Origin of the sequence: Chryseobacterium sp. SSA4.19 (assembly GCF_022601875.1) — a bacterium.
In the GTDB taxonomy this organism is placed as follows: domain Bacteria; phylum Bacteroidota; class Bacteroidia; order Flavobacteriales; family Weeksellaceae; genus Chryseobacterium.
On sequence record NZ_JAKVIP010000022.1, the window covers coordinates 46,470 to 70,227 of the forward strand.

General features: G+C 39.3%; 25 protein-coding genes and 1 tRNA gene. 3 read left to right on the top strand and 23 right to left on the bottom strand.

What is annotated here, in order from left to right; translation table 11 throughout:
• The 13 genes from MKJ01_RS14630 to MKJ01_RS14690 form a co-directional block, all read right to left on the bottom strand.
• Positions 1 to 498 carry an NADH-quinone oxidoreductase subunit J gene (locus MKJ01_RS14630; protein WP_241614838.1) on the bottom strand — a complete coding sequence of 166 codons (498 nt, stop codon included), beginning with the start codon at positions 496 to 498 and terminating at the stop codon, positions 1 to 3.
• Positions 498 to 1,055 carry an NADH-quinone oxidoreductase subunit I gene (locus MKJ01_RS14635; protein WP_241614839.1) on the bottom strand — a complete coding sequence of 186 codons (558 nt, stop codon included), beginning with the start codon at positions 1,053 to 1,055 and terminating at the stop codon, positions 498 to 500. Before MKJ01_RS14635 ends, MKJ01_RS14630 begins: the two co-directional genes overlap by 1 nt.
• 138 nt (positions 1,056 to 1,193) lie before the next feature.
• Complete coding sequence (gene nuoH / locus MKJ01_RS14640) at positions 1,194 to 2,258, bottom strand: NADH-quinone oxidoreductase subunit NuoH (protein WP_241614840.1); 1,065 nt, start codon at positions 2,256 to 2,258, stop codon at positions 1,194 to 1,196.
• A gap of 89 nt (positions 2,259 to 2,347) precedes the next feature.
• On the bottom strand, positions 2,348 to 3,346 hold the full coding sequence (locus tag MKJ01_RS14645; RefSeq protein ID WP_241614841.1) for a 2Fe-2S iron-sulfur cluster-binding protein: 999 nt from the start codon (positions 3,344 to 3,346) through the stop codon (positions 2,348 to 2,350).
• A 44-nt stretch (positions 3,347 to 3,390) separates the two neighbouring features.
• Positions 3,391 to 4,197: a hypothetical protein gene (locus MKJ01_RS14650; protein WP_241614842.1), complete on the bottom strand. Its 807-nt coding sequence runs from the start codon at positions 4,195 to 4,197 to the stop codon at positions 3,391 to 3,393.
• Between the two features lie 47 nt (positions 4,198 to 4,244).
• The gene (nuoF, locus tag MKJ01_RS14655; RefSeq protein WP_241614843.1) at positions 4,245 to 5,597 is read right to left on the bottom strand and encodes an NADH-quinone oxidoreductase subunit NuoF; all 1,353 of its coding nucleotides are present in this window, start codon (positions 5,595 to 5,597) and stop codon (positions 4,245 to 4,247) included.
• Between the two features lie 73 nt (positions 5,598 to 5,670).
• Positions 5,671 to 6,180: an NAD(P)H-dependent oxidoreductase subunit E gene (gene nuoE, locus MKJ01_RS14660; RefSeq protein ID WP_241614844.1), complete on the bottom strand. Its 510-nt coding sequence runs from the start codon at positions 6,178 to 6,180 to the stop codon at positions 5,671 to 5,673.
• 92 nt (positions 6,181 to 6,272) lie between these two features.
• A complete protein-coding gene (gene nuoD, locus MKJ01_RS14665) occupies positions 6,273 to 7,496 on the bottom strand; it encodes an NADH dehydrogenase (quinone) subunit D (protein WP_241614845.1) in 1,224 nt (407 codons plus the stop codon).
• A gap of 76 nt (positions 7,497 to 7,572) precedes the next feature.
• On the bottom strand, positions 7,573 to 8,067 hold the full coding sequence (locus tag MKJ01_RS14670; protein WP_241614846.1) for an NADH-quinone oxidoreductase subunit C: 495 nt from the start codon (positions 8,065 to 8,067) through the stop codon (positions 7,573 to 7,575).
• Between the two features lie 6 nt (positions 8,068 to 8,073).
• Entirely contained in the window at positions 8,074 to 8,634 is a 561-nt protein-coding gene (locus tag MKJ01_RS14675) for an NADH-quinone oxidoreductase subunit B (RefSeq protein ID WP_241614847.1), read from the bottom strand.
• A 100-nt stretch (positions 8,635 to 8,734) separates the two neighbouring features.
• Positions 8,735 to 9,106: an NADH-quinone oxidoreductase subunit A gene (locus MKJ01_RS14680; RefSeq protein WP_241614848.1), complete on the bottom strand. Its 372-nt coding sequence runs from the start codon at positions 9,104 to 9,106 to the stop codon at positions 8,735 to 8,737.
• Positions 9,107 to 9,221: 115 nt separating this feature from the next.
• On the bottom strand, positions 9,222 to 10,277 hold the full coding sequence (locus MKJ01_RS14685) for a T9SS type A sorting domain-containing protein (RefSeq protein ID WP_241614849.1): 1,056 nt from the start codon (positions 10,275 to 10,277) through the stop codon (positions 9,222 to 9,224).
• A 309-nt stretch (positions 10,278 to 10,586) separates the two neighbouring features.
• On the bottom strand, positions 10,587 to 11,726 hold the full coding sequence (locus tag MKJ01_RS14690; protein ID WP_241614850.1) for an N-acetyltransferase: 1,140 nt from the start codon (positions 11,724 to 11,726) through the stop codon (positions 10,587 to 10,589).
• Between the two features lie 104 nt (positions 11,727 to 11,830).
• Between MKJ01_RS14690 and MKJ01_RS14695 the strand changes: the two genes are divergently transcribed.
• Positions 11,831 to 12,538: a zinc metallopeptidase gene (locus MKJ01_RS14695; protein ID WP_241632682.1), complete on the top strand. Its 708-nt coding sequence runs from the start codon at positions 11,831 to 11,833 to the stop codon at positions 12,536 to 12,538.
• A 175-nt stretch (positions 12,539 to 12,713) separates the two neighbouring features.
• Here the strand turns inward: MKJ01_RS14695 and MKJ01_RS14700 are convergent, their stop codons facing one another.
• From MKJ01_RS14700 to rbfA, 9 genes are all read right to left on the bottom strand, one after another.
• Positions 12,714 to 13,310 (bottom strand): YigZ family protein, encoded by a 597-nt coding sequence (locus MKJ01_RS14700; protein ID WP_241614852.1) that lies wholly within the window; start codon positions 13,308 to 13,310, stop codon positions 12,714 to 12,716.
• Positions 13,311 to 13,389: 79 nt separating this feature from the next.
• Positions 13,390 to 13,554 (bottom strand): hypothetical protein, encoded by a 165-nt coding sequence (locus MKJ01_RS14705; protein WP_241614853.1) that lies wholly within the window; start codon positions 13,552 to 13,554, stop codon positions 13,390 to 13,392.
• An 11-nt stretch (positions 13,555 to 13,565) separates the two neighbouring features.
• Positions 13,566 to 13,748, bottom strand: a complete 183-nt coding sequence (locus MKJ01_RS14710) for a hypothetical protein (protein ID WP_241614854.1) — start codon at positions 13,746 to 13,748, stop codon at positions 13,566 to 13,568.
• Positions 13,749 to 13,844: 96 nt separating this feature from the next.
• Positions 13,845 to 14,873 (bottom strand): bifunctional diaminohydroxyphosphoribosylaminopyrimidine deaminase/5-amino-6-(5-phosphoribosylamino)uracil reductase RibD, encoded by a 1,029-nt coding sequence (gene ribD / locus MKJ01_RS14715; RefSeq protein WP_241614855.1) that lies wholly within the window; start codon positions 14,871 to 14,873, stop codon positions 13,845 to 13,847.
• Between the two features lie 63 nt (positions 14,874 to 14,936).
• Positions 14,937 to 16,742, bottom strand: coding sequence for a DUF349 domain-containing protein (locus tag MKJ01_RS14720; RefSeq protein ID WP_241614856.1), 1,806 nt, complete (start codon positions 16,740 to 16,742; stop codon positions 14,937 to 14,939).
• Between the two features lie 76 nt (positions 16,743 to 16,818).
• Positions 16,819 to 17,556: a shikimate dehydrogenase gene (locus MKJ01_RS14725; protein WP_241614857.1), complete on the bottom strand. Its 738-nt coding sequence runs from the start codon at positions 17,554 to 17,556 to the stop codon at positions 16,819 to 16,821.
• A 62-nt stretch (positions 17,557 to 17,618) separates the two neighbouring features.
• The gene (locus tag MKJ01_RS14730) at positions 17,619 to 19,433 is read right to left on the bottom strand and encodes an endonuclease (protein WP_241614858.1); all 1,815 of its coding nucleotides are present in this window, start codon (positions 19,431 to 19,433) and stop codon (positions 17,619 to 17,621) included.
• Positions 19,434 to 19,481: 48 nt separating this feature from the next.
• Complete coding sequence (locus tag MKJ01_RS14735) at positions 19,482 to 20,687, bottom strand: ABC transporter permease (RefSeq protein WP_241614859.1); 1,206 nt, start codon at positions 20,685 to 20,687, stop codon at positions 19,482 to 19,484.
• Between the two features lie 3 nt (positions 20,688 to 20,690).
• On the bottom strand, positions 20,691 to 21,050 hold the full coding sequence (gene rbfA / locus MKJ01_RS14740) for a 30S ribosome-binding factor RbfA (protein ID WP_241614860.1): 360 nt from the start codon (positions 21,048 to 21,050) through the stop codon (positions 20,691 to 20,693).
• A 90-nt stretch (positions 21,051 to 21,140) separates the two neighbouring features.
• Between rbfA and mce the strand changes: the two genes are divergently transcribed.
• A complete protein-coding gene (mce, locus tag MKJ01_RS14745) occupies positions 21,141 to 21,539 on the top strand; it encodes a methylmalonyl-CoA epimerase (protein ID WP_241614861.1) in 399 nt (132 codons plus the stop codon).
• Positions 21,540 to 21,600: 61 nt separating this feature from the next.
• A tRNA-Ile gene (locus tag MKJ01_RS14750) sits at positions 21,601 to 21,674 on the top strand.
• A 172-nt stretch (positions 21,675 to 21,846) separates the two neighbouring features.
• On the opposite strand, the gene MKJ01_RS14755 is transcribed toward MKJ01_RS14750, so the two are convergent.
• A complete protein-coding gene (locus MKJ01_RS14755) occupies positions 21,847 to 23,676 on the bottom strand; it encodes a hypothetical protein (RefSeq protein ID WP_241632678.1) in 1,830 nt (609 codons plus the stop codon).
• Between the last annotated feature and the right edge of the window lie 82 nt (positions 23,677 to 23,758).

Below are 23,758 nucleotides of genomic sequence, written 5' to 3' on the forward strand. Positions count from 1 at the left end.
TTATAAATCTTTTTTACCGATTAATACCGCACCTACAATACCTGCCAGAATAAGGATGGATGCAAGCTCAAACGGCAAAACATATTCATTGAACAAAAGTCTGCCAAGATTTTTCGTAAGTCCAACGCCTTTATCTGCGTTTTCAACAATCACCTGGTTTTGCTGTACACCTCTGAATACACCTAAAACCCCAATTAATAAAAGACCTGCCGTAAAAACTCCAACAAATTTTAAAGTATTGTTCTTCTTACTTTCGTCTTGCTTATTAAGGTTAAGCATCATCAGGATATAAAGGAACAGCACCATGATGGCACCGGCATATACGATAATCTGAATAATGGCAAGGAACTGTGCATTCAGAAGAATGTACATGCCTGCAATAGAAAACATCGTAACAATTAATGACAAAATAGCATATAAAGGATTTCTCGCGAATACAAAGTACACTGCGCTTGCCACTGCTAAAAATGCCACCAAGAAAAATAAAAACTGATCCATTATTTTACCGCATTTTTTTGTTTCTCGGACTGTCTTTCAGTGATGTCAATCCTTTCGTTTATTTTTTCAACCAATTTATCTTTTCCGTAGATGAACGATCTTCTGTTGGTTTCCACGTCTACCAGTCTGTCGGTAAGATAGATGGCAGATTTCGGACAGGCTTCTTCACACATTCCGCAGAAAATGCATCTCAGCATATTGATTTCATATACCGATGCATATTTTTCTTCTCTGTAAAGATGTTTTTCCTCCTTTGTCCTTTCACCTGCTGTCATGGTGATGGCTTCTGCAGGGCAGGCCACGGCACACAATCCGCAGGCAGTACATCTTTCTCTGCCTTCCTCGTCTCTTTTTAAAACGTGCTGACCTCTCCAGATATCTGCTCTCGGCTTCTGTACTTCCGGATACGAATATACTGCGGGAGCGCCTTTCAATACGGTTCTTACAGCATGCTTGAATGTGATCCCCATCCCTGTAAAAATGGCAGGAAGGTAAATCTTTTCAGCAAGGGTCATCTCTTTATTGGAAACAACTTTTGATCTGTTCGTAAGTTTCATTTAATTATAGATGTTAGATGTTAGACATTAGATTTTAGACTAATCTTGTCTGTTATCTTAATTTTAATATTTATAAAGCTAAAGATAATTTTATGTATTAAATTTTCAAATTAGCTCATTCTCAAATTTTCAAATTAATTAATTTCCGAATGCTAAAATTACAGCTCCAGTAATTAATAAGTTTACCAGCGCCATAGGAATTAACGTTTTCCATCCTAAATGCATTAACTGGTCGTATCTGAATCTCGGAAGTGTCCATCTGATCCACATAAAGATCAAAATTCCGATGATTGTTTTTGTTAAGAATGCGACAATACTCAAAATTCCTGCGGTATTCTCCCCCCAGTTCTGCGTTACCCATTCAATGCCCGGATAATTGTAGCCTCCAAAGAAAAGAACAACCATAAACGCATTGGAAATAAACATATTTACATATTCACCGAACATGTACAATCCTAACTTCATGGAAGAGTATTCCGTAGAGTATCCTGTCACCAGCTCAGATTCACATTCCGGTAAATCGAAAGGGTGCCTGTTGGTCTCTGCCAAAGCGGCTACAAAGAAGACCAGGAAAGCAATAGGCTGATAGAAAATATTCCAGTTCAGGCCAGAAACCCAGGGAATAAATCCCCACAATTTTCCGTTGGTCTGGCTTTCCGTAATTTCTTTTAAATCCAGGCTTCCCGTCATCATAATAATGGAAAGCAAAGCCAATCCCATTGCAAGTTCGTAAGAAATCATCTGGGAAGAGGCACGGATAGCACCTAGTAATGAATATTTATTGTTGGAAGCCCAGCCTCCGATCATAATACCGTAAACCCCGATGGATGCCATTCCGATAATGAAAAGCACACCTACGTCGATATTAGCCACCTGAAGATCAAAAGAAGTCCCGGCAATATTTAAGCTTTTTCCCCAGGGAATAACTGCTCCGGTAATCAATGAAATAAACATCACCAAAGCCGGCCCCAATACGAAAAGGAACTTTTCTGCATTGGCGGGTGTAAAATCTTCCTTAAAGAAAAACTTTCCACCGTCAGCAAGAGGCTGCAGCAAACCGAAAGGCCCGGATCTGTTAGGTCCGATCCTGTCCTGCATAATGGCCGCTACTTTTCTTTCCGCCCAGGTAGAGTAGGCTGCTATCGTTAGTGATAAAAGGAAAAGTGCCAGTACAAGTATCAATTTAAATGTAAGTAAATCCATTTTGTTTTATAGAGGTTAGATATTAGAAGTTAGAAATTAGAATGGCAAAGTCTGCTATCTAATGTCTTCAATCTGATGTCTTCATTAAATTATTTTTCGTCTTTTTCACTGATTTCTTTAGCCAGCGGATTATCTAAAACCCTCAGTTCATCTTTAGGCTTTTCATAATGGTTCAGGGAAATAACCGAATGTCTGTCGATATGTCTCGGGCCTTCGATATTCCAGTCGCTCAGATTTTTTCTTTCAAAACGGCAGGTATCGCAGATAAATTCTTCCACTTCTCCCCACTGGTCTTTTCTGGCAGTTACTCGGATAATTTCGTCACCTTTCATCCAAACCGTAGTTTTGCCTGAGCATTTGTCGCATTTGCATGAAGCGTTCATCGGCTTTGTAAACCATACTCTGCTTTCAAAACGTGCGGTTCTGTCTGTTAAGGCTCCTACCGGGCAAACATCGATAACGTTTCCAATGAAATCATTATCCAGCGCTTTATTTAAATACGTTGAGATTTCTGCGTGGTCTCCCCTGAAAAGGATTCCGTGCTCTCTGGTCTCTGTCAGCTGATTGGCTGTTAAGACGCATCGCGCGCAGAGGATACAACGGTTCATGTTCAACTTAATATTCGGGCCAAGATCATCTGCATCGTAGGTATTTCTTTCAAACTCAGTCCTTGTGTTCTCATTACCGTATTCATAACCGAGATCCTGCAGGTGGCATTCGCCGGCCTGGTCACAGATCGGGCAGTCCAAAGGGTGGTTAACCAACAAAAACTCAGTCACGGCTTTTCTTCCTTCCTGCGCTTTTTCAGAAGTAAGGTTTTTTACTTCCATCCCATCCATCACATTGGTTCTGCAGCTGGCAACCAATTTCGGCATAGGGCGGGGATCTCCTTCAGATCCTTTGGATACTTCCACCAGACATGTTCTGCATCTTCCTCCGCTGGCTTCCAGCTTGCTGTAATAGCACATTGCAGGAGGTACAGATTTTCCACCGATTTGTCTGGCAGCTTCCAAAATAGAAGTTCCAGGCAAAACCTCAGTAGTCTGTCCGTCTATAGTGATTTTGAATTTTTTAACCTCTTCGCTCATATTCTATGCTTTTCGCTTAAGCTTGTAAGGCGTTAAGCTCTATTTTAATTATACTTTTTTGTATTAAATGTATATCCGATGCCAAAATCCAACTCGCCGTACACAAAATCCTGTGAAGCCTTATCCGGCTTATTGTTGAGGGTAGTTTTGATATCCGGCATATTGATATAACCCAATTTGCCTTCCAGCTGAACTACAATATGTCTGATGGCTACCAGGCTCACGGCTGCTCTTGCATCTGCTCCGAAACCTGCCAGATGGAACCTGTCACTTCTTTCATTTCCCATCAGCTGTACATTAGATTTGGGTAATAAAGCTCCGATTCCTGCCCCGTAGCTTACAAAAACATCAATATTTTTCTTATTAAAAATATTGTGATATTTCTGAGCTCCGATATTGATGTAATTCAGACCGTCTGTATGTTCAAATGTCAATAATTTCGCATCGCTTAAATCTACTTTTCCATTCTTTACCAGACCTGCATATTCAGGATCATTAATATATCCTTTAAAATCTACCGTCTGCTCCTGATCCATTACATATTTCATATGGTCCATCCCTAAAGTAATCCCGAGATTATCTTTTGGAAAATATGTGATTCTGTAATTTACCTGCGGAATTGTAATTGAAGTAGGATTAAAATACGTACCCCAATCAAATTTCGTCTGTCTGTCATGAGCTGCAACATTATTCAGTTGAAAATCATATCCATCCCCCTTAAAATGAATGTCTGATTTTGAATATACTGAATTGTTCCATCCCCAGAATACCATCACTGATCCTTTTTTAAACGGATCCACTTGACTTTTTTGAGCTTTTACGCCCAATACTGCTGTTACTGCTAACAGCAATAAACACTTTTTTATCACCTTAAAATTTTATTCTTACCCCCTAAGAATTAAACTGATGGCGCCGGAATAGGATCTGCATAATGTGCCAGTCCGTAGTTTTGTGTAAGACACAGTTCCGGGTTTTTAATATGCCATTCAAATTCATCTCTGAAATGGCGGATGGCCGCCGCTACAGGCCACGCTGCCGCATCCCCCAATGGGCAGATCGTGTTTCCTTCTATTTTTCTCTGAATATCCCAAAGCAGATCGATATCTTCCATTTTGCCTTCTCCGTTTTCGATCTTCTTTAAAATCTTGTACATCCAGCCCGTACCTTCACGGCATGGTGTACACTGTCCGCAACTTTCGTGATTGTAGAATCGCGCTAAAGTCATGGTATGTTCTACGATACACTGGTCTTCATCCAACACGATAAATCCTCCTGAACCCATCATGGTTCCGGTAGCGAAGCCACCGTCTGCCAATGATTCGTAATTCATGTATCTTGGTTCTCCATTTACGGTTTTAAGCAATAGATTCGCCGGTACAATCGGAACTGAGCTTCCTCCCGGAATACACGCTTTTAATTTTTTACCATTCGCAATACCCCCACAGTATTCGTCAGAATAAATAAATTCTTCAACGGTAATCGTCATATCTATTTCATAGACGCCCGGTTTGTTGATGTTTCCGCAGGCAGAAATCAATTTTGTCCCTGTTGATCTTCCGACTCCGATTTTTGCATATTCAGCTCCCGTAATGTCGATAATCGGAACGATGGCCGCAATAGATTCAACGTTGTTTACCACCGTTGGTCTTTCCCAAAGTCCTTTCACAGCCGGGAACGGCGGTTTTAGTCTCGGGTTTCCTCTTTTTCCTTCAAGAGATTCCAGTAAAGCTGTTTCCTCTCCGCAGATGTAGGCTCCGCCTCCTCTCTGTACGTAGATTTCACAATCAAATCCGGTCCCTAAAATATTTTTACCTAAAAATCCTGCTGCCTTCGCTTCTTCAATGGCTTCTTCCAAAATGTCAGGAATCCATGAATATTCACCACGGATGTAGATATATGATACATTTGAACCTAAGCAGTATGATGAGATCAGCATTCCTTCGATCAGCACATGAGGAAGAAATTCCATTAAATACCGGTCTTTAAAAGTTCCCGGTTCAGATTCATCGGCATTTACCACAAGGTGTCTCGGAACGCCTTCCGGCTTTGCGAGGAAGCTCCATTTCATCCCGGTAGGGAATCCGGCTCCTCCACGTCCACGAAGTCCCGAAGCTTTCACTTCTTCCAGGATTTTGTCCGGTGTCATTTTCAAGGCTTTCTCTGCTGCTCCGTAACCTCCCTGTTTTCGGTAGGTTTCGAAATAACGGATGCCTTCTATGTGTGCGTCTTTAAGTAAAAGTTTTTTACTCATTTTTATGATACTTTTAGCGTTTAGCTATGGCCTGTGGCATTTAGCGCTTAGCTATTAATTTGTTACAATTTATTTAGTCCAAAGCAATCTGTCCTTCTCTGCAAAGATCCAGGATTTCATCTACTTTTTCTATGGTTAAATTTTCATGGAAGAATTTTCCCAGCTGCATCATCGGAGCATATCCGCAGGCCCCAAGGCATTCTGCAGGCTTCAGGGTGAACATTCCGTCTTCGGTGGTCTGTCCGTCTTTAATGTTCAGTTTGGTTCTGATATGGTCAAGGATTTTTTCACTTCCGCAAACCATGCAAGGTCCTGTTCTGCAGACTTCCAATACATATTTGCCCACCGGCTTCATATTGAACATCGTATAGAAAGTAGCCACTTCATACACTTCGATAGGCTGGATACTCAATAGTCCGGCAACATAATCCATTACAGGAACATCCAACCATCCTCCGAATTCTTTCTGTGCCAGGTGAAGTACGGGAAGAAGGGCAGACTTTTGTCTTCCTTCAGGATATCTTGCGATAATTTTGTCTACCTGTGCTAAACTTTCCGGTTTAAAAGCTATTGTTTCGCTCATTTTCTTTATTTGTAAAATGTACAATGTACAATGTACAGCGTACTTTCTATTTATTAATCTTTAATACATTTTACTTTGTACTTTGTACAAAATTAGGCATCTAATTCTCCTGCAATAATATTCATGCTGCACATCGTAACAATGGCGTCAGAAATTACAGAACCTGTGATCATTTCAGGATAAGCCTGATAATAAATAAAACATGGTCTTCTGAAATGCAGTCGGTAAGGGCTTCTTCCCCCGTCGCTTACCAGATAAAAACCTAATTCCCCGTTTCCTCCTTCTACCGCATGGTATACTTCACCTTTGGGCACATCGGTTTCTCCCATAACGATTTTAAAATGGTAGATCAGGGCTTCCATCTTGCTGTATACATCAGCTTTTTCAGGAAGATAAAAATCCGGAACATCCGCATGGAATGGACCTTCAGGAAGATTTTCGTATGCTTGTTTGATGATTTTAATCGACTCCCAGATTTCCTGCTGACGAACCATAAAACGGTCGTAGGTATCTCCTGCAGTCCCTACAGGAATGATGAAGTCAAAATCCTGGTATGAAGAATAAGGCTGAGCCACTCTTACATCATAATCCACGCCGGCTGCACGTAAATTCGGACCCGTAAAACCATAGCTTAACGCTCTTTCGGCAGAAATAGCTCCTGCACCAATCGTTCTGTCCATAAAGATCCTGTTTCTTTCTAATAAAGTACAGAATTCTTTGAATCTCGGCGGGAAGGTTTTAAGGAAATCTTTGATTAACTCATGGAATTTCGGTGTGAAATCTCTTTCAAAGCCTCCGATTCTTCCCATATTGGTGGTCATCCTTGCTCCGCAGATCTGTTCATACATATCATAGATACGTTCTCTTTCGATGAACATATAAGTAAGTCCTGTGATTGCTCCCGAGTCCATCCCGGTTACACCATTACAGATCAGGTGATCACCAATTCTGGCGAGTTCCATTAAAATCACACGCATATAATCGACACGCTTCGGAACTTCAACCCCAATCAGTTTTTCAACCGTCATGTGCCAGCCTAAATTATTGATCGGCGCAGAACAGTAATTCATACGGTCGGTAAGCGTAGTGATCTGAGCATAATTCCTTCTTTCTGAAATTTTCTCAAATGCCCTGTGGATATAACCTACTGTCTGTTCGGCATGAAGGATTCTCTCCCCGTCCATCGTTAAGACATTCTGGAAGATCCCGTGCGTGGCAGGATGGGTAGGCCCTAAATTGAGGGTATATAACTGACCGTCAATCTGCTCTCTGCTTTCGTACTGGTTAAGTATATTGGATAATGAGTTGTCTTTCATAATTTAAATGCTTTAGGCGATAGGCTTTAGGCTTTAAGCTTATTGCTTATTGCTTACTGCTTATTGCATTATATTTTTATCTGCCGAATTTTGCATCGTCCTTATCAGTTCTCGTTCCATCTTCAAGACGGTATTCCTTCAGCATCGGATGATATCCCAGATCCTCCATATTTAAAATAGGTCTGAGATCAGGATGGCCTTTAAATTTAATTCCGAAGAAATCATAGGTTTCCCTTTCCATCCAGTTGGCCCCGGCGTACAGTTCCACCAAAGAATCCACTTCGATGTTTTCTCTGGACATGAAAATTTTCAGGCGCAATCTGAAATTGGCCATCATATTATGCAGGTGATACACCACTCCGATCTCTTTTTCAGGAAATTCAGGATAATGGATCCCACAGATATCGGTAAGAAAATTAATTTCAAGTGATGAATCTTTCAGGTAATGAATGATTTTTTTAATATCATCCTTTTTTACTTCAACCGTAAGCATTCCATACGGTTCAGAACTTGAGATGACAGACTCGGGAAATTCTCTGGTAAGGGCTTCTAATACAAATTCGTTCGTCATTATCCGTTAGTTGCTTATATTGTAAGAATCTAATAATTTCTGGTACTCCGGCATATCCCTTCGTCTGATGCTTTCGCTTTCCGCCAAAGCCTGAACCTGCATCACTCCTTCAATAATTTGCTCGGGTCTCGGCGGGCATCCCGGAACATATACGTCAACCGGAATGATTTTATCAATCCCCTGCAATACGGAATAAGTATCAAAAATACCACCGCTGCATGCGCATGCTCCTACAGCCACCACCCATTTCGGCTCAGCCATCTGAGTGTATACTTCTTTCAGTACCGGTCCTAATTTTTTAGCGATCGTTCCACAGACCATCAGCATATCTGCCTGTCTCGGAGAGAAAGAGTTTCTTTCCATTCCGAATCTGGAAGCATCATAGGTTGGGTTCAGGGTAGCCATAAACTCAATACCACAACAAGAGGTGGCAAAAGGTAACGGCCAAAGTGAAAACTTTCTCGCCATACCGATGACACTGCTCAGTTTTGTTGCGAAAAACCCTTCTCCTTCAAATCCTTCAGGGGCGGGTGCATCTGTTCTTATTACTGGTTTGTTATCTGACATTTGATTGATTTAAGATTTAATATTTAGATTAAAAATCGGTGTTAATGTTAGTTCAACGCAGATTTCTCTCATCTAAAACGATCATTTAAAATTTCTATTCCTATTTATCCCAGTCCAATGCGCCCCGTTTCCAGACATAAAAAAATGCCATAAAGAAAATTGCCACAAAGGTAAGAACCGCAAGGAATCCTTCCATACCGAACTCTCTGAAGTTAACTGCATATGGATAAAAGAATACGATCTCAATATCGAATAATACGAACAGTACCGCCGTCAAAAAGTACTTAATAGAAAATGGCGTTCTGGCATTTCCTTCTACAGGAACCCCACATTCCCAGCTCTGGTTTTTCACAGAATCCCCTTTTTTCTGTTTCGGGCCTAAAAAATGCGCTCCAAGCAGAGAAATGGCTACGAATCCTATCGCAACACCTGCCTGTATAAGGATTGGAATATAACTTTCAGGTAAATTCATTTTTGCATTATTATCTCAATTTGCAAATTTAAGTAATAAACAAGAAAGCATGAAATTAATAAGCTTAAAAGTGGAATTAAAATCTCTAAAACAGGTAATTTAGAATTAATAAAAATTACATAACAACGATAATTTTTTTGGTATATGTTTCACCTTTTTTTGTAGTCATGGAGAGTAAATAGGTTCCGGCCGATACACCGGAAATATCCAGATGTTCCAAATTGTTTTGGTGAATAAAATCTCTAACAAGCCTTCCTGTATTATCATACAGACGTATTGAAGCTATTTGTTTCCTTTCAATATCGGTTTTACAGATAATGATATTCTTAGAAGGATTAACAACACTGAACTCTATTGATTTTTTACGGGTTTCTTGCGTATTCAATGCTGTCGGGGTACATTCGGAATTGCTTGATGTTAAGCTGTAACTGCTGGTAGCACCGTAAATACGATGATTATAAGTTCTTATTGGACTCCCGATCTGGTGGTTGACCATATCAAGTTCATACAAAACAGAGTTTTGGGAGACATTATTAATAACATATGCTTTGGAATATGTTCCGTAATTTATTGAAAAGCCTGCATATAAGCTTGAATATTGGATACCCAAGCTAATAAATGGGCAGCTTTGCAGAGGATTTACCATATTAACTTCCATAATGCCGCCTGTGGTGGTTAAAAAGAGCCTGTTTTCATAGAAAAAAAGATCTCCTCCGGGAATTTGATCAGCAGGAATATTTCCTATGGCAGAAAAAACTCCGGAAGTCATATCATATCTGTATAAAATGCCTAAACTGCCTGTAGCATATAAATAATTACCGGAATCTGCAGTGAGAGAGTTGATGTTGCTGGAAAAGTCACCTAAAAACTCACATCCGTCTCTTGTTTCATTTTGTTTGTATAATAATCCTGAACTGGTAACGTAATAGAAATAACCATCTTTATCTATGGCGATATCAGTATATGCTTCATTGGCTGTTACCGTTGGGAGACAAAAATTTTCCGAAGTTTCCGAAGGACTTGAGATATCAAGTTTGTAGACACTATTGCTTGGAGGAATTCCAGGGTAGATATTGATAGTGTTTACATAAAACTTCTGAGAATATGTTTTGATTGAAAGAAGTATAATTCCTAAAAATAGGCTTTTTAAAATGTTGATTTTGATTATCATAGTTAAAATTAATCTCGTAAAAGTAAGATATAATTTCATTAAACTGTGATTTTCTGTAGTGTTTTTGCCTTATTTTTTCATTTTCCTGATCAGCGAATACGCCAAAAAAGAAATATACGCAAACAGGATACTGGCATAAATGATATTAACAGCTGTATTGATTCTGTCGTTACCTGATAGAAAAAACAGGTTGAACATAATAAATCCGGCAATTAAAATACCAAAAATAATAAGCTGGGGCTTCATGATAGATAGATTGTAGGGTTGGATTACTAAATTCTAATAATGAATTTCACGAATTTTATTGCATTACTTTAATGGGTTATCTATCACCATTGAGTAGGTTCTTCTCCTTTTATGATTAACAGGGTTATAATCCTGCCATAAGACCTGTACGCTTTTATTCTCTTCCAGTTCAGGATTGGTTTCTGCAAAATTGATTCCCATACTTGTAAAGCGTACGAAAATCTCTTTAAAAATGATCGCTGTTACGCCGCGCCTTTGATATTCCGGATGGATTCCGATTAAATAAAAATTAGCACGGTCATTTTTCTTGCCGGCCTGTAAAAAATGCCACCATCCGAACGGGAACAGTTTTCCTCCTGATTTCTGTAATGCTCTTGAGTAGGAAGGCATGGTGATGGCAAAAGAAACCAGCTCCTGATTTTCATCAACGACACAGATGACATAATTTTTATCGATAAATGGAAAGTATTTCTCTTTATAGGTTTTAATCTGCTCTTCGGAAATGGGGGTGTAGGTGGATAGCGTCTTATATGTTTCATCCAACAGTTTGAACATCGGTTCTACATACGGCAGGATCTCTTCTTTTGATTTGAAATGCAGAACTTTCAGCTTGTATTTCTGAGCAATCAGCCCGCTGAATTTTTCGACTCTTTCCGGTAAAACTTTAGGAAAATTCATTTCAAATTCCACCCATTCTTTCTCTTTAACCAAACCTAAGGCTTCCATATGTTTCGGGTAATATTCATGATTATAAATCCCGATCATGGTGGCGAGTTTATCAAAGCCCATAGTCAGCATTCCTGCTTTATCAAGATTGGTGAAGCCCATGGGCCCTTCAATTTTACTGATATGGTGTTCCTTTGCATAATCAATGGCTTTCTGGATTAAAGCGGCAGAAACATCCTGGTCATCAATAAAATCGATCCATCCGAAACGCACTTTTTTAATGCCCAGCTCCTGTTCTTCTTTATGATTGATTATTACCGCAATCCTTCCGACTACTGCATCTCCTTTTCTGGCAAGAAACTGTTTGGCTTCCGAGTAATTCAGCGCAGGGTTTTCTTTGGCATCCCAGATTTTAAATTCATCTTTTATGAAAGAAGGTACATAGTAAGGATTGTTTTTGTATAAATCCATCGGAAATTTGACAAACTGCTTTAATTCTCCAGGAGTTTTTACTTCAGTAACTGAGACTTTAGACATGCGCGTAAGGTAATTATAAGGCAAATATAAATAATAAAATCGTAATACTTTGGCACAATTTTTACATCTTGTAGGGTGAAAAATAGCAGAAGAAAATGATAGGAATAGGATATTATATAATTATTGGAATTTCGATGCTGGTCAGCTGGTGGGTATCATCAAGGCTGAAATCAAAGTTCGAATATTATTCCAAAGTGCACCTGCGAAACGGGCTTTCCGGCAAGGAGGTGGCAGAGAAGATGCTGAGAGACAACGGGATTAACGATGTACAGGTTATCTCTGTTCCCGGACGTTTAACCGACCATTACAATCCTGAAAACAAGACCGTAAATTTATCTGAAGCGGTTTATATGCAGAGAAATGCTGCCGCTGCCGCTGTTGCTGCCCATGAGTGCGGACATGCAGTACAGCATCAGGTTGGATATTCAATGCTCCAGCTGAGATCGAAATTGGTTCCGGTAGTACAGGTGAGCTCCAATTTAATGCAGTTTGTGCTGATTGCAGGCATTATGCTGATGTTTGCGACTCAATCGGTAGAAAATCCCACAGGTAACAGATTGGTGCTGACTATTGGGGTTATTATGTTTGCTTTTACAACCTTGTTTGCCTTTATTACGCTGCCGGTGGAATATGATGCAAGCAACAGGGCTATGAAATGGCTTAAAGATACTGGTACGGTGACGTCAGAAGAATACGTAGGTGTGCAGGACAGTTTAAAATGGGCAGCCAGAACTTATGTGGTAGCAGCTATCGGATCACTGGTACAGCTGCTATATTGGGCATCTTTGCTTCTAGGTGGTAGGAGAGATTAATTTAATTAATGTACATGATAAAAACATCCTGGTCAGTCTGATCAGGATGTTTTGCTTTTTTCTAAAATCTGTTCAGTTAGAAAATTTGCTCTTTATTACCGGAAAGAAATCTTGGATTTATGTCATCATCGATACTGACAATGAAATTTTCAGAACTAACTTATAATTTGTTTACTCAGATTTTATATTCTACGAATTGAAAACTGGCAAGAGCTTTTGTAACAGATTCTTTATCTTTTGTTTTTATTGTAGCAATGATAACGGCTTTCTCCTGAGCATCAAACCGGATAATTTTTGCACCGAATTTTGAAAGCAAAGTAAAAATGGTATTTTGCTGGTTAAAATTAAACCGGATTTCAATTTTTTCCTCAAGCTCCCTGGTAATCATATCAGCTTCTTCCAACGTAATTTTAGCTGATTCTTTATAGGCTTTTATAAGTCCTGAAACGCCAAGCTTTGTTCCGCCGTAATAACGGACAACAATAACCAGTACATTGGTTATCTCATGGGCTAATAACTGATTGAAAATAGGCAAGCCCGCACTTCCGGAAGGTTCTCCGTCATCATTAGCCCGGTAGTTTTCGCCTGTAAGCCCCATTCTGAAAGCATAACAATGATGCGTTGCCTTCGGATGTTCCGCTCTTATTTTTTCCAAAGCCTGCTTAAGTTCTGATTCATCGGTAACCGAAAATGCAAATCCGATAAACTTGCTTCCTTTTTCCTTAAGTAAGATGTTTTCTATAGGCTTTTCTATGGTTTTGTACTCGAACATGGTACAAAGGTAATTATAGAATAAATCGGATCAAATTATTTAAAATAAAAAAAGAGAACATAAAGCTCTCTCTTGTTTCTCAGCATGGAAAAGTTCCCTCAAGCCAGGGTGGTGGGCAGGCCGAACTTGACGGTGTCGCAAAACATCTCTGCAGGTTTGCAGGGTAATAGGAACAGCATTCAGGGGCGCTGCCTCCCGCTACCTGCTTCAGTTCCTGTCTCTGAAGTTTTTTTAAAGTTTTCATGGTTAATGATTTTAAAGTTCAATTGGAGGATTTGGGCAGGCCTGTCCGATAGGAACACATTTGCCATTACAGTTGTAAGTAGTGTGTGGATTGCATGGACAGTATAACGTTCCGTCCAACTGGTAATAGCATTTTTCAATGGCTCCCTGGATTGTTCTTAATTCTCTTTTTGATAGTTTTTTTAAATTTTTCATGATATGGGTATTAATTCATCATGAAGGTAGTGATTAATATCAATAAATGGTGATAAAAATTTAATTATTTATATTAAACTTTTGATATATATGATTTTACCATTCATCAGGCTGATAGAATTCAATTATATTATCTGAGAAAGGTTCAGTGTTCTTCGGTGTATAAGAAAATTCCGGGGCTTTTGTCCCTCTTTCCAGGCTAAGGTTTTTATTTTTAATAACAATTGCCTCATCCCAAAGGCCGGCATCAATAAATTGTTGTAAAGTAAAACTTCCGCCTTCGACAATGATTGATTGAATCTGCTCTTTATATAAAGCCTTGATTAAATCAGACAGGAAATTTTCTTTTCCCATTTTAATATACTGAATATGACTTTCTGTTTCTTCTTTAACGGAATTTAAAACGATTGTTCTTGCATCATTGCTGTACAGGTTGAAATTATTCGGGACTTTAAGGTCAAAATCAATCAGGATTCTTATAGGGTTTATACCTGATGCATTCCTTACCGTTAGGCTTGGGTTATCGGTCAAAGCGGTTTTTGTGCCTACCAAAATTGCGTGTTCATCTGCTCTCAGCTGATGAACAAACTGATTCACCAGAGCATTTGAAATAGAGGAGGGTTTGAAATCTTTATCTAAAAAACCGTCACCGGATTCTGCCCATTTCAGAATAATATACGGTCTTTTCTTTTCATGATAGGTAAAGAACCTTTTGTTAAGTTCAATACACTCATGCTCCAGAATGCCGGAAGTTACTTCAATCCCTGCGTCCTGAATGATTTTTTTGCCTTTCCCGTTCACTTTGTCATGGGAGTCCATGGCTCCGATTACCACTCTTTTAAAGCCGAGCTCTTTAATTTTTAAGGCACATGGAGGTGTTTTCCCGTAATGGGCACAGGGTTCAAGAGAAACATAGATAGTAGATTCCGGAATAAGGCTTTTATCGGTGACTGAGTTGATGGCATTGATTTCCGCATGAGGTTCGCCTGCCTTATGATGATAGCCTTCACCGATGATTTTTCCGTTATGGACAATCACGCTTCCTACCAAAGGATTCGGATAGGTTTTTCCAATGGCTTTCTGTGCCAGCTCAATGCATCTTTGTATATAGTGTTCGTCCTGCATATTGTGAATGAAAAAGGCGAAGTCAAATCGCTTTGCTTCGCCTTTTATTATAGTAAAAATAATTTATTCTCCGGCAATAATATGGTGAAGATTTTGCTTCAAAGTCTCCAGATGGGCTTTTTTATCATCAATGGAATTGAAAGTATCCTTAAGAAGCGGGTTGTCTTTAGACGGATTTTTAAAGAATGCCAGGTTATTTTCCAGCTTAACGATTTCAGCTTCAAGCTCAGAAATCTGGCTCTTGATTTTTCTCGCTTTGTCGGTTAACTGGTTTTCAGATAAACCTTCTTCTTTTAAATCAAATTCATTGATTTTATTCAGCTTCAGTTTTTCCTTCAACGTTTTGTTAAATTCGGAATTGATCGAGATTTTGTCTCTCGGCACTTTCCCGATATTGTTCCATGCCGTTTTGATGGATTCTATTTTCTCAATGCTTCCGTCTTCATCGGATACGTTTTTCAGCTCATCAAGAATGGCCTTTTTATTCTTATAGTTCTCTTTCCAGTTATCGGTTGAAGCATTGCTCTTTTCTCTGTAGTTGTTGAAGAACGTATTGCAGGCTTCCCGGAATTCATCCCAGATTTTATTGGTCATGCTTTTCGGGACATGTCCTATTTTTTTCCAGTCTTCCTGAAGTTTTTTGAATAAAGGAACGGCAACATCCCATTCCTCATTATTCTGGTTGTCTTTTGCCGTCTGGATCAGTTTCAGCTTTTCTTCAAGATTGGTCTGCTGAGATCCTTTTAAGGATTTATAATAGGTGTTCTTCGTCGTGTTGAACGTTCTCAGGATGATTTTAAAATCATTCCAGTTCTGGTTAGACAGTTTTCTCGGCACACTTCCGGTCTTCAGGAATTCGGTACGGAGGTCTTCTACCTTACGGATGGCATTCTGCCAGTAGCTGTGATTGGGATTTTCACCCGGCTCGGAAAGCTTTTTGATTTCAGCGATAATCTGGTTTTTCTTCTCGAGGTTATCGTTCTGTTCCGTTTCAATAACTGCAGAAAGTTCGGATTTTCTTTCGTGGATTTTATTCGAAATTTCTTTAAATTCTTCCCATGTTTTTTCACGGTATTCTTCTGAAACCGGCTCTGCTTCTTCTTTCCAGAGTTTATGGAGGTATTGCAGTTCGTTCAGGGCTTTCTGAATTACAGGCTCATGTTCAAGCTGCTTGGCACGCTCAATAATGTGCTGCCTTTTCTCCAGGTTGTGGCTGTATTCCTGCTCCAGGAACTCTTTATTGAGATCCAGCATCTGATAAAACTGATTCAGATGGTGGAAATAGTTATTGTTGAGGATTTTGAATTCCGATTTCGCAACCTGCCCTGCTTTGGACCAGTCTTCCTTAATTTCCCTGATGGATTTGAAAAGATTCGTTCCCGGTTCAGAATTGGTGTAAAGGTTTTTTAACCGCTCGATAATATTCTGGCGGTAGTCAAGGTTTTTTTTCTGCTCTTCTTCCTGTCCTTTCTGGTAGCTGTCCTGCTTTTCCCTGAAAATATGGACCAGAGCGGAAAATTTTGATTGGGAAGGATGCTCATAGCTGAAATTTTCAGGCGCATTGCCAGCTTCTTCGTATTCGTGCTTTTTATCCTCCACCTCATCGTGGATGTAATGACTTGCTTTTTCTTTCAGCTGATTGAATCTTTTGAACTGTTCTCCTGCATCATGCGCATTGATGATTTTTTCCATCTCTTTCAGGGCATCGGCCAGAGAGATGTCTGCATCAGCGTGCTCCTCTTCATGTTCAGCTTCCTCTTCATGTCCGTTTTCAACGGGGGCAACAGTATTTTCTGAGTTTTCTTCCTGAGTTAATTCATTAAGATTTTTATTCTCTTCGTTTTCAGAAAGGTTGTTTTCTGTAATCATAGCAAATCGTTTATGTGAATGGCGTTTATAAGCTTTAAATATAAAGCTAAAAACCCAATTAAAATACTAATTTATGTTATTTTTTCTGAAAGTTCCAAATTTCCCAGGCTTTTTCTGCCTGCTGCTCAAGCATGTAATAGCCATTCACTGTTTTTGCTCCTTTTTCAGAAGCATTCCTAATAAACCGGGTATAATTCGGGTTGTAAATTAAATCAATAACCAGATGGTCTTCAGAAAGCCCTTCGAAAGGAAAATCCAGGCAGTTCTCTACATCCGGAAAAGTTCCGACAGGTGTGCACTGTATAATAATTTTATGGCTATGTACGGTTTCAGCATTTAAATTCTCAAAATTCGTTTCAGAGGTTCTCGAAACGGTAAGAAATCGGATTCCGTGTTTTTCCAATACATAGTGTACGGCTTTTGCCGCACCGCCGTTTCCTAAGACCAGGGCGGTATTATGGTGGGCCTTTTTATGCAGTAACAATGTTTTTTCAAACCCGTAGGCATCCGTATTGTATCCTGTTTTTTTCCCGTTTTCAATTAAGATACAGTTAACGGCTCCTATTTTACTTGCTTCGTCGCTCAGCTCATCCAGGTATGCTATGATCTTCTCTTTATACGGGATGGTCACGTTGCAGCCCAGGATCCCCGGCATAGAAAAGATATCAAGGACTCCGTCTATTTCTTCCACATCAAAAATATCATACGAATATCCTTTCAGCATAAGCTTCTGAAACTTGTTTTCGAAGAATTTTTTAGAGAAGGAATAAGCAATATTTTTCCCGATCAGGCCTAATTTTTTATTGGAATCCATAGGTTCAAAAGTAAAAAAAAGACCGGAAAAACCGGTCTTTATCTTGAAAATATTTTCATTTACTATTCGATAATGAATTTTGCAGAATGATTTTCTGCGGTCAGGATGTAATTCCCTTTTACCAATCCTTTAAGATGAATCGTACTGGAGTTTTTGAAAGGGTTTTCAATCGTCTGGATCAGTTTCCCGGAAAGGTCATAGATCTGTGCTTTTGAAATTCTGCTTAAATTGCTGCCTTTTACATACAGTTCATTGTTTTTTACCGGATTAGGATAGATGATGAACCCAAATTTGTCTTTTGTAGTTTCAGCGACTCCCAATGTACCGGAGCATGTCCAGCTTAAATCATCAATAGAAATTCTTTTCCCTGATTCTGAATTGATGATCTTGATGGTGAAATTACCGGTTACATTGATGTTGTTAATCGTAGTGGTTGTATTGGTAGAATTGAAAGGAATGGTTCCCACATTATTCCCGTTGATTTGCAGGGTTAGGTTTCCTGCAGCATCATTAAATGGAAGTTTTGTTGTAACCGTTAAGCTTGTAATTCCTCCCGAGATCGTAGAGCTTGTAAGATTCCCGTTTCTGATGTTGATAGCCTTGCCGTTGATCGTCTGATCAATCCTTGCATCAGTTGCTGTCCATGTAATATTGTTATTGGTCCATGTTCTTGTATTATAGGCAGGGGTGGCCGGTGATGTCGGGATCGTCGTGAAGTCTTCTGTTCCGCAGCTTGTATTTCCTCCGCCCGGCTGTCCGCCTGCAAGGGTAATTTCTGTAGCTGTATTGCTCGCCACGGACGAATTTCCACCTGCGTCTTTAGCAATTACGTAGAAAGTATATGCAGTAGACGGAGCCAATCCTGAAACAACGGCAGTAGTTCCTGAAACATAGGTTCTGAACGTATTGTTCGCATAAATATCATATCCTGTTACTGCGATGTTATCTGTTGCTGCGTTCCAGCTTAAAGAAATAGAATTTGATGTCGGATTGCTTGCCACCAGATTGGTTGCGGCTGTCGGAGCCTGAGTGTCAATAACCGGTGTACCCCATATCTGGGCTACATATTCAGGATGATCGATGAAAGGATTCCTGTTTCCCTGGTATGCATACGACGCATTATTTCTCGCAATTTCAGTCTGGGAAACCGGATCTGCTGCGCTCCATGCCAAAAGCTGGTTCAGTTCCCATGACTGTAACCCCGGGAATGCAGAACCGCCGAGCATATTTCCGGAAGAAAAACCGGAAAGCTGGGTTTCATACCGGGTTACGAAATAGAAAATCATTCTTGCGATATCTCCTTTGAAGGCATCGATCGGTTCGAAAACCGTCCCAGAATATCCCTGAGAAACTGAAGTTCCTAATTTTGATCCGTTTTGGGAGACAAAAGAGGCAGTACCAACCGTTCCGAAAGGATAATTTGATCTCATCCCGTTTACTTTTCCATCGGTAGCCCGAATGAAATGGATATCCGATTTCATTGGAAAAGCTTCACTGAACAAGCTTTGCGGTACCACGTGCTCCCTGTTGTAACAGTCACCTTCGTTGGTGTATCCTGAACCGCCGCACTGGTTGCTGCCGTAAGTAAAATTGTAATTATCCGGCCCGTTCGGATTTTCAGAATACATATCCAGGATGGTTCCGTCATTTTCGTAGCCAGGGATTCCCGGAATGTTATCACGGTCCGTGGTCTGGTAACCCGTCCATAACCCGCCGTAGCCGTTGTCAACGTGCCCATCCGTAATAATCTGTTTTAATTTGGATTTCAGTGCCGCTCCACTAAGGCCCGAAGTACCGTCATAATAACCTGTAGGAATCTGGGCAAACGCATTCATAAATGCCAGGGTCATTAAAAAAGAAAGTAAAGTCCGCTTCATTTTTTTATTTTTGGGCCACAAAGTTACAAAAAAATGAATGCGTGAATGTTAAGCTTTGGTAATATACTCCCTGCTGATTTTTGAAAATACCCATGAAATACCAAACCCGAAGAGGGCAGCAGTAATGGAAACCATAAGGTAATTTTTACCGACAATTTTTACCGGGAAAGGCAGGGTTTCATTGGCTTTAAAGAATTCCGTATACTGCTGGAAATAACAGAGTCCGGTTCCAAGGATCAGTCCGGAAATAATGCCGAGAATTACAATGAGGATCCCGGTATAAAAATAAATCTGTCTCAGATGGCTTAAAGGGAACCCTAAAGAAATCAGGGATTTTGCCTGTTCTTTTTTATCCAGCTGCAGAATAATGATGGCTCCTGCCAGATTAAAGGTCGTAATAAAAATCACCAGCGCAAAGATCAGGTAGATAAACAGCTTTTCCGTGTTAATCATCTTCCAGAAGGCGGCATTTTCCTCTTCTTTGGTCTTGATGTCTATCGTATTGCCGAGAGAAGAGAGCAGCTGTTGTTTCACCGCTGTTGTATTGTCCGGGTTTTTAAGCCTGATGACGATCTGGTACGCCGAGTGTTTGGGTAAATTTAACAGCTCCTCCGTTAGTTCAACAGGAGAGATAATGTAATTGTCAAGCTGGTCCTTTCCGGGGAAAACTCCGGTGACAAGGATATCTTTTTTGTGATAAATGTCTTCTTCCTTATTAATGATTCCCGTTCCGGCTTTAGGCATAAAAATCGTTGCATATGCCGTACTGGACGGGACAGGAATGGACAGCCTGTTGTCCAGTGAATTTTCCATCAGCACTTCATTGGAATACTTGAAGCTGGGATAGGTTCCGTAAAATACGTCTTTATTGATAGGGTTTACCTTGGTATAGGCAGAATCTACCCCGCGCAGGTACGCAATGTCGCCCTTCCCGTTGTAGCTGATGTATACTTTTTCCTCAATGACCCTTGAGAAATTGGTTACTTCTTTATTACTTTTAAGGACCTTACTGATTCTATCAAAGTCCTTCAGCGTTTTCCCGGTTCTGCTTTTGATGGTAAGGTCGGCATGCAGGTTGGAGATCAGGTCTTTGTTGAGGTCTTCCAGCCCTGAAAAAACGGAGATGATAACGAACATGGCAGTGACCGCAACGGTCATGGCGCCTACAGCCAGCCACGTGATAAACGTAACGGCCGTACTTCCTTTCTTAGACAAAAGGTAGCGGGAAGCGATATAAAATGCAATGTTCTTCAAGGCTTATAAAATAGGGTTGTCGCCTTCGCCTCTTAACTCGCGTTCCAGTTTTTCAACATCATCAAGAGCGGTGTCCAGGTAGAAATTCAGGTTAGGGATCACACGTACCTGCTTGGCCATTTTCTGGCCGAGGAAATTCCTGTACTGGGCTTTGTTCTCTTCAATCTCTTTCATTACGGCAGAACGGAATTCCTGCGGGAAGATGCTCAGGTAAATCTTCGCAATCCCGAGATCCGGGGTTACCTTTACATCTGAAACGGATACCAGAATGCTCTGTTTGCTTTCTGCAGCCTGTTTGCGGAACAGCTCCGCGAAATCTTCCTGTATAATCTGTGCTACTTTTCTTTGTCTGTTACTTTCCATAAGTGGTGCAAATTTAGTATTTTTGTTTGAATTGATCCTTTGAAAACACCAAGCTTTATCAAATTTACCACTTAATTTATATAATTGTTTATGAAATTGGAACATATCGGCATTGCCGTACAATCTTTGGGCGTTTCTGATGAACTGTTTGCGAAACTTTTAGGAAAGGAACCCTATAAACGGGAATCCGTGGAACGCGAAGGCGTAGTGACCTCGTTTTATGCCGCCGGAGAATCTAAAATCGAACTGCTGGAAGCCAGTAAAGAAGAAAGCCCCATCGCTAAATTCATTGATAAGAAAGGGGAGGGCATCCACCACCTTGCTTTTGGGGTAGAAGATATCCATGCAGAAGTGGAGCGGTTAAAAAAAGAAGGGTTTCAGTTTATCTCCGAAGAACCGAAAGAAGGCGCTGATAACAAGCTGGTTGTCTTCCTTCACCCGAAATCCACCAACGGGGTACTGGTAGAATTGTGTCAAGAAAAACCATAAAAAATTTTGTAATGCCGGAAATTTTACTATTTTTGCAATCACAAAATTCAACCGATTTTGAGGTCCTATAGCTCAGTTGGTTAGAGCACCTGACTCATAATCAGGTGGTCCCTGGTTCGAGCCCAGGTGGGACCACTTTTTAAATCAAGCACTTACAGATTGTAGGTGCTTTTGTTTTTATTAGGTAACACAGAAAATTATAAAATATTGAAGTATATCTTATATTTATCCAATAAAGAAACAAGCTGTAAGAGCCATATTATTCCTCTCTTTACAATTTCAATTGTAAAATGATATTCTTAAAGAATTAATAGTAGAAATATTTTGAACCACTTAAAGGATAATAGTCTGGCTGATGAAGCAATAGCGCTTCTATCTCAGGAGCATATTCATAATGTTTGAAATGATGTTCTAAATATTTTTTTGCACTTTCGAGTTTACCATGTTCATCAATATAGCAAGATAGCACAACCTTGTCTGGATAAATGTCTTTAGCAACTGCAATAAGAGAGTCTAAGGACTTGTTTTTATATGCTCCAAATTCTTTACTGTTATGTTTAGCTTCTCCGATAATTAATTTGCCATCTACTAAAGCTACTACATCTATTTCATTTGTCGGCTTTTTTGAAAGATAATCATTATACAAGTTGAATTGGGAACTATATTCAAAGGACTTGTTACTATGTCTTAATCCTAAACGAATCAGCGTTCTAATAACAGTTAAGTTACCATCTCTTTGCGTCTTTGATTGAAATATATTATTTTTAATCAAGTCATTTAACTTGTATGAAAATGTAGATTCAATTGGCAGATTATAATCTTCCAGACACCCTTTACAGTTAACTTTATTTCCAACCTCTTTGATGTGGTACCAAAATATGGAAGAACATCTAGGACATTTAATTTTAAATCCCTGAAGAAAAACGCTTAATTCACATAGTGTTTTTAATATTTGTTGTAACCCAAGTGATAGGTTTTCTGGATTTTCTAATGTTTCCCCTTTTTTTCCAAGTTTTCTAATTTCCGCTTCATACGTTGATATACATCGAATCAATAAATTGTCGAAAGAAATTGAGTCGCCCGCAGCTTTTTCACTTTTACAGAGGTCTTCAAACAGATCGACCCAAAATTTATCCGTAAAAAAATCGTCAATCATATCAAGATCATAATTAAACAACTTGATAAAAGAGTTCATTCTATTACTGCTATCGTGCGGACCTATGTTTATGTATTTTGTATCAGAAACTGTCCCTTGGAAAACTGGATTTTTGATGAGCTGATGCAAAAGAAGTTTAAATTCGGGGATATACATTTCAACTGTTCCTGAGGTATTTTGCTGATTGTGAATATAAAAAGAGATATCTCTTCTGTTATTAATTCTACCATTTACTGTTCTAACGATAAATCTAGTATCAGTAGTTAGTGGAAAATTAAGTGTTTTTCGACTTGGTTTATTGATCTGACTAATTTGAATATCAATTGCCCATTTTTGTTGATAAAATTCAACTTTTTCAGTAAAGCTAAGTCTAGGTATGAAAAGCAGATTTTCATCAGATAATAAAGTTTGTAGAGATGATTGTTCTCCATAATCACTTTCACGCAATCCATCGGCATCTAAAACATCAAATGGGAAATTTGATCGGTCTTCATATCTAAACGTTCTATGGAATGCAATTTTATTAAGATGATCATTTATAAGTTGCTGTATTTCTTCTTTGGTAAGTGTAAAGGATACAACATCAATTGTCTGATCTACACTTAAATCGTAAAGAATCCCTCCAAAATATTTATCCTTTGTTAACTCTAATAATTCATCAACAGTAACATAAATGATGCTATGACATTGATATAGCTCCCTATTCCAATAATATAAAAGATCCAAAATAGATGTTGTGTCCTTTGCTATGACAATCTCAAATGAATTGTATCTTGCAAACTGTAAATTACGTAATATTTTAGTGTTAAGATTTTCTTTGGATAATTTAGTTCGATTTATTGGTTTGTGTTCATGAATAACACGATTAAGTGTTGGAAAATTATCAATAGTAATTTTTATTGGATTAAGGTGTTTGGTCATTTTGTCCTCACCAACATATCCATTAGAACTTAATCCAAAGTTTGTTAAATAGAAGTCCAATAGGATATGTAATCTTCCCTGTCTTAGGTACACTCAAAAGTAGAGTTTTTGATTAATAATTTCTTGTTGTCGTTGTTAAAAT

What these genes read in the sequence shown, in the direction of transcription:
- MKJ01_RS14675 (WP_241614847.1), bottom strand. Translation starts at nt 8,634, where the DNA reads ATGTCAGATAACAAACCAGTAATAAGAACAGATGCACCCGCCCCTGAA.
- MKJ01_RS14705 (WP_241614853.1), bottom strand. Translation starts at nt 13,554, where the DNA reads ATGAAAACTTTAAAAAAACTTCAGAGACAGGAACTGAAGCAGGTAGCG.
- nuoD (WP_241614845.1), bottom strand. Translation starts at nt 7,496, where the DNA reads ATGAAAGACAACTCATTATCCAATATACTTAACCAGTACGAAAGCAGA.
- MKJ01_RS14670 (WP_241614846.1), bottom strand. Translation starts at nt 8,067, where the DNA reads ATGACGAACGAATTTGTATTAGAAGCCCTTACCAGAGAATTTCCCGAG.
- MKJ01_RS14710 (WP_241614854.1), bottom strand. Translation starts at nt 13,748, where the DNA reads ATGAAAAATTTAAAAAAACTATCAAAAAGAGAATTAAGAACAATCCAG.
- nuoF (WP_241614843.1), bottom strand. Translation starts at nt 5,597, where the DNA reads ATGAGTAAAAAACTTTTACTTAAAGACGCACACATAGAAGGCATCCGT.
- nuoH (WP_241614840.1), bottom strand. Translation starts at nt 2,258, where the DNA reads ATGGATTTACTTACATTTAAATTGATACTTGTACTGGCACTTTTCCTT.
- MKJ01_RS14645 (WP_241614841.1), bottom strand. Translation starts at nt 3,346, where the DNA reads ATGAGCGAAGAGGTTAAAAAATTCAAAATCACTATAGACGGACAGACT.
- mce (WP_241614861.1), top strand. Translation starts at nt 21,141, where the DNA reads ATGAAATTGGAACATATCGGCATTGCCGTACAATCTTTGGGCGTTTCT.
- ribD (WP_241614855.1), bottom strand. Translation starts at nt 14,873, where the DNA reads ATGCAGGACGAACACTATATACAAAGATGCATTGAGCTGGCACAGAAA.
- MKJ01_RS14730 (WP_241614858.1), bottom strand. Translation starts at nt 19,433, where the DNA reads ATGAAGCGGACTTTACTTTCTTTTTTAATGACCCTGGCATTTATGAAT.
- MKJ01_RS14700 (WP_241614852.1), bottom strand. Translation starts at nt 13,310, where the DNA reads ATGTTCGAGTACAAAACCATAGAAAAGCCTATAGAAAACATCTTACTT.
- MKJ01_RS14725 (WP_241614857.1), bottom strand. Translation starts at nt 17,556, where the DNA reads ATGGATTCCAATAAAAAATTAGGCCTGATCGGGAAAAATATTGCTTAT.
- nuoE (WP_241614844.1), bottom strand. Translation starts at nt 6,180, where the DNA reads ATGAGCGAAACAATAGCTTTTAAACCGGAAAGTTTAGCACAGGTAGAC.
- MKJ01_RS14720 (WP_241614856.1), bottom strand. Translation starts at nt 16,742, where the DNA reads ATGATTACAGAAAACAACCTTTCTGAAAACGAAGAGAATAAAAATCTT.
- MKJ01_RS14635 (WP_241614839.1), bottom strand. Translation starts at nt 1,055, where the DNA reads ATGAAACTTACGAACAGATCAAAAGTTGTTTCCAATAAAGAGATGACC.
- MKJ01_RS14680 (WP_241614848.1), bottom strand. Translation starts at nt 9,106, where the DNA reads ATGAATTTACCTGAAAGTTATATTCCAATCCTTATACAGGCAGGTGTT.
- MKJ01_RS14690 (WP_241614850.1), bottom strand. Translation starts at nt 11,726, where the DNA reads ATGTCTAAAGTCTCAGTTACTGAAGTAAAAACTCCTGGAGAATTAAAG.
- MKJ01_RS14685 (WP_241614849.1), bottom strand. Translation starts at nt 10,277, where the DNA reads ATGATAATCAAAATCAACATTTTAAAAAGCCTATTTTTAGGAATTATA.
- rbfA (WP_241614860.1), bottom strand. Translation starts at nt 21,050, where the DNA reads ATGGAAAGTAACAGACAAAGAAAAGTAGCACAGATTATACAGGAAGAT.
- MKJ01_RS14630 (WP_241614838.1), bottom strand. Translation starts at nt 498, where the DNA reads ATGGATCAGTTTTTATTTTTCTTGGTGGCATTTTTAGCAGTGGCAAGC.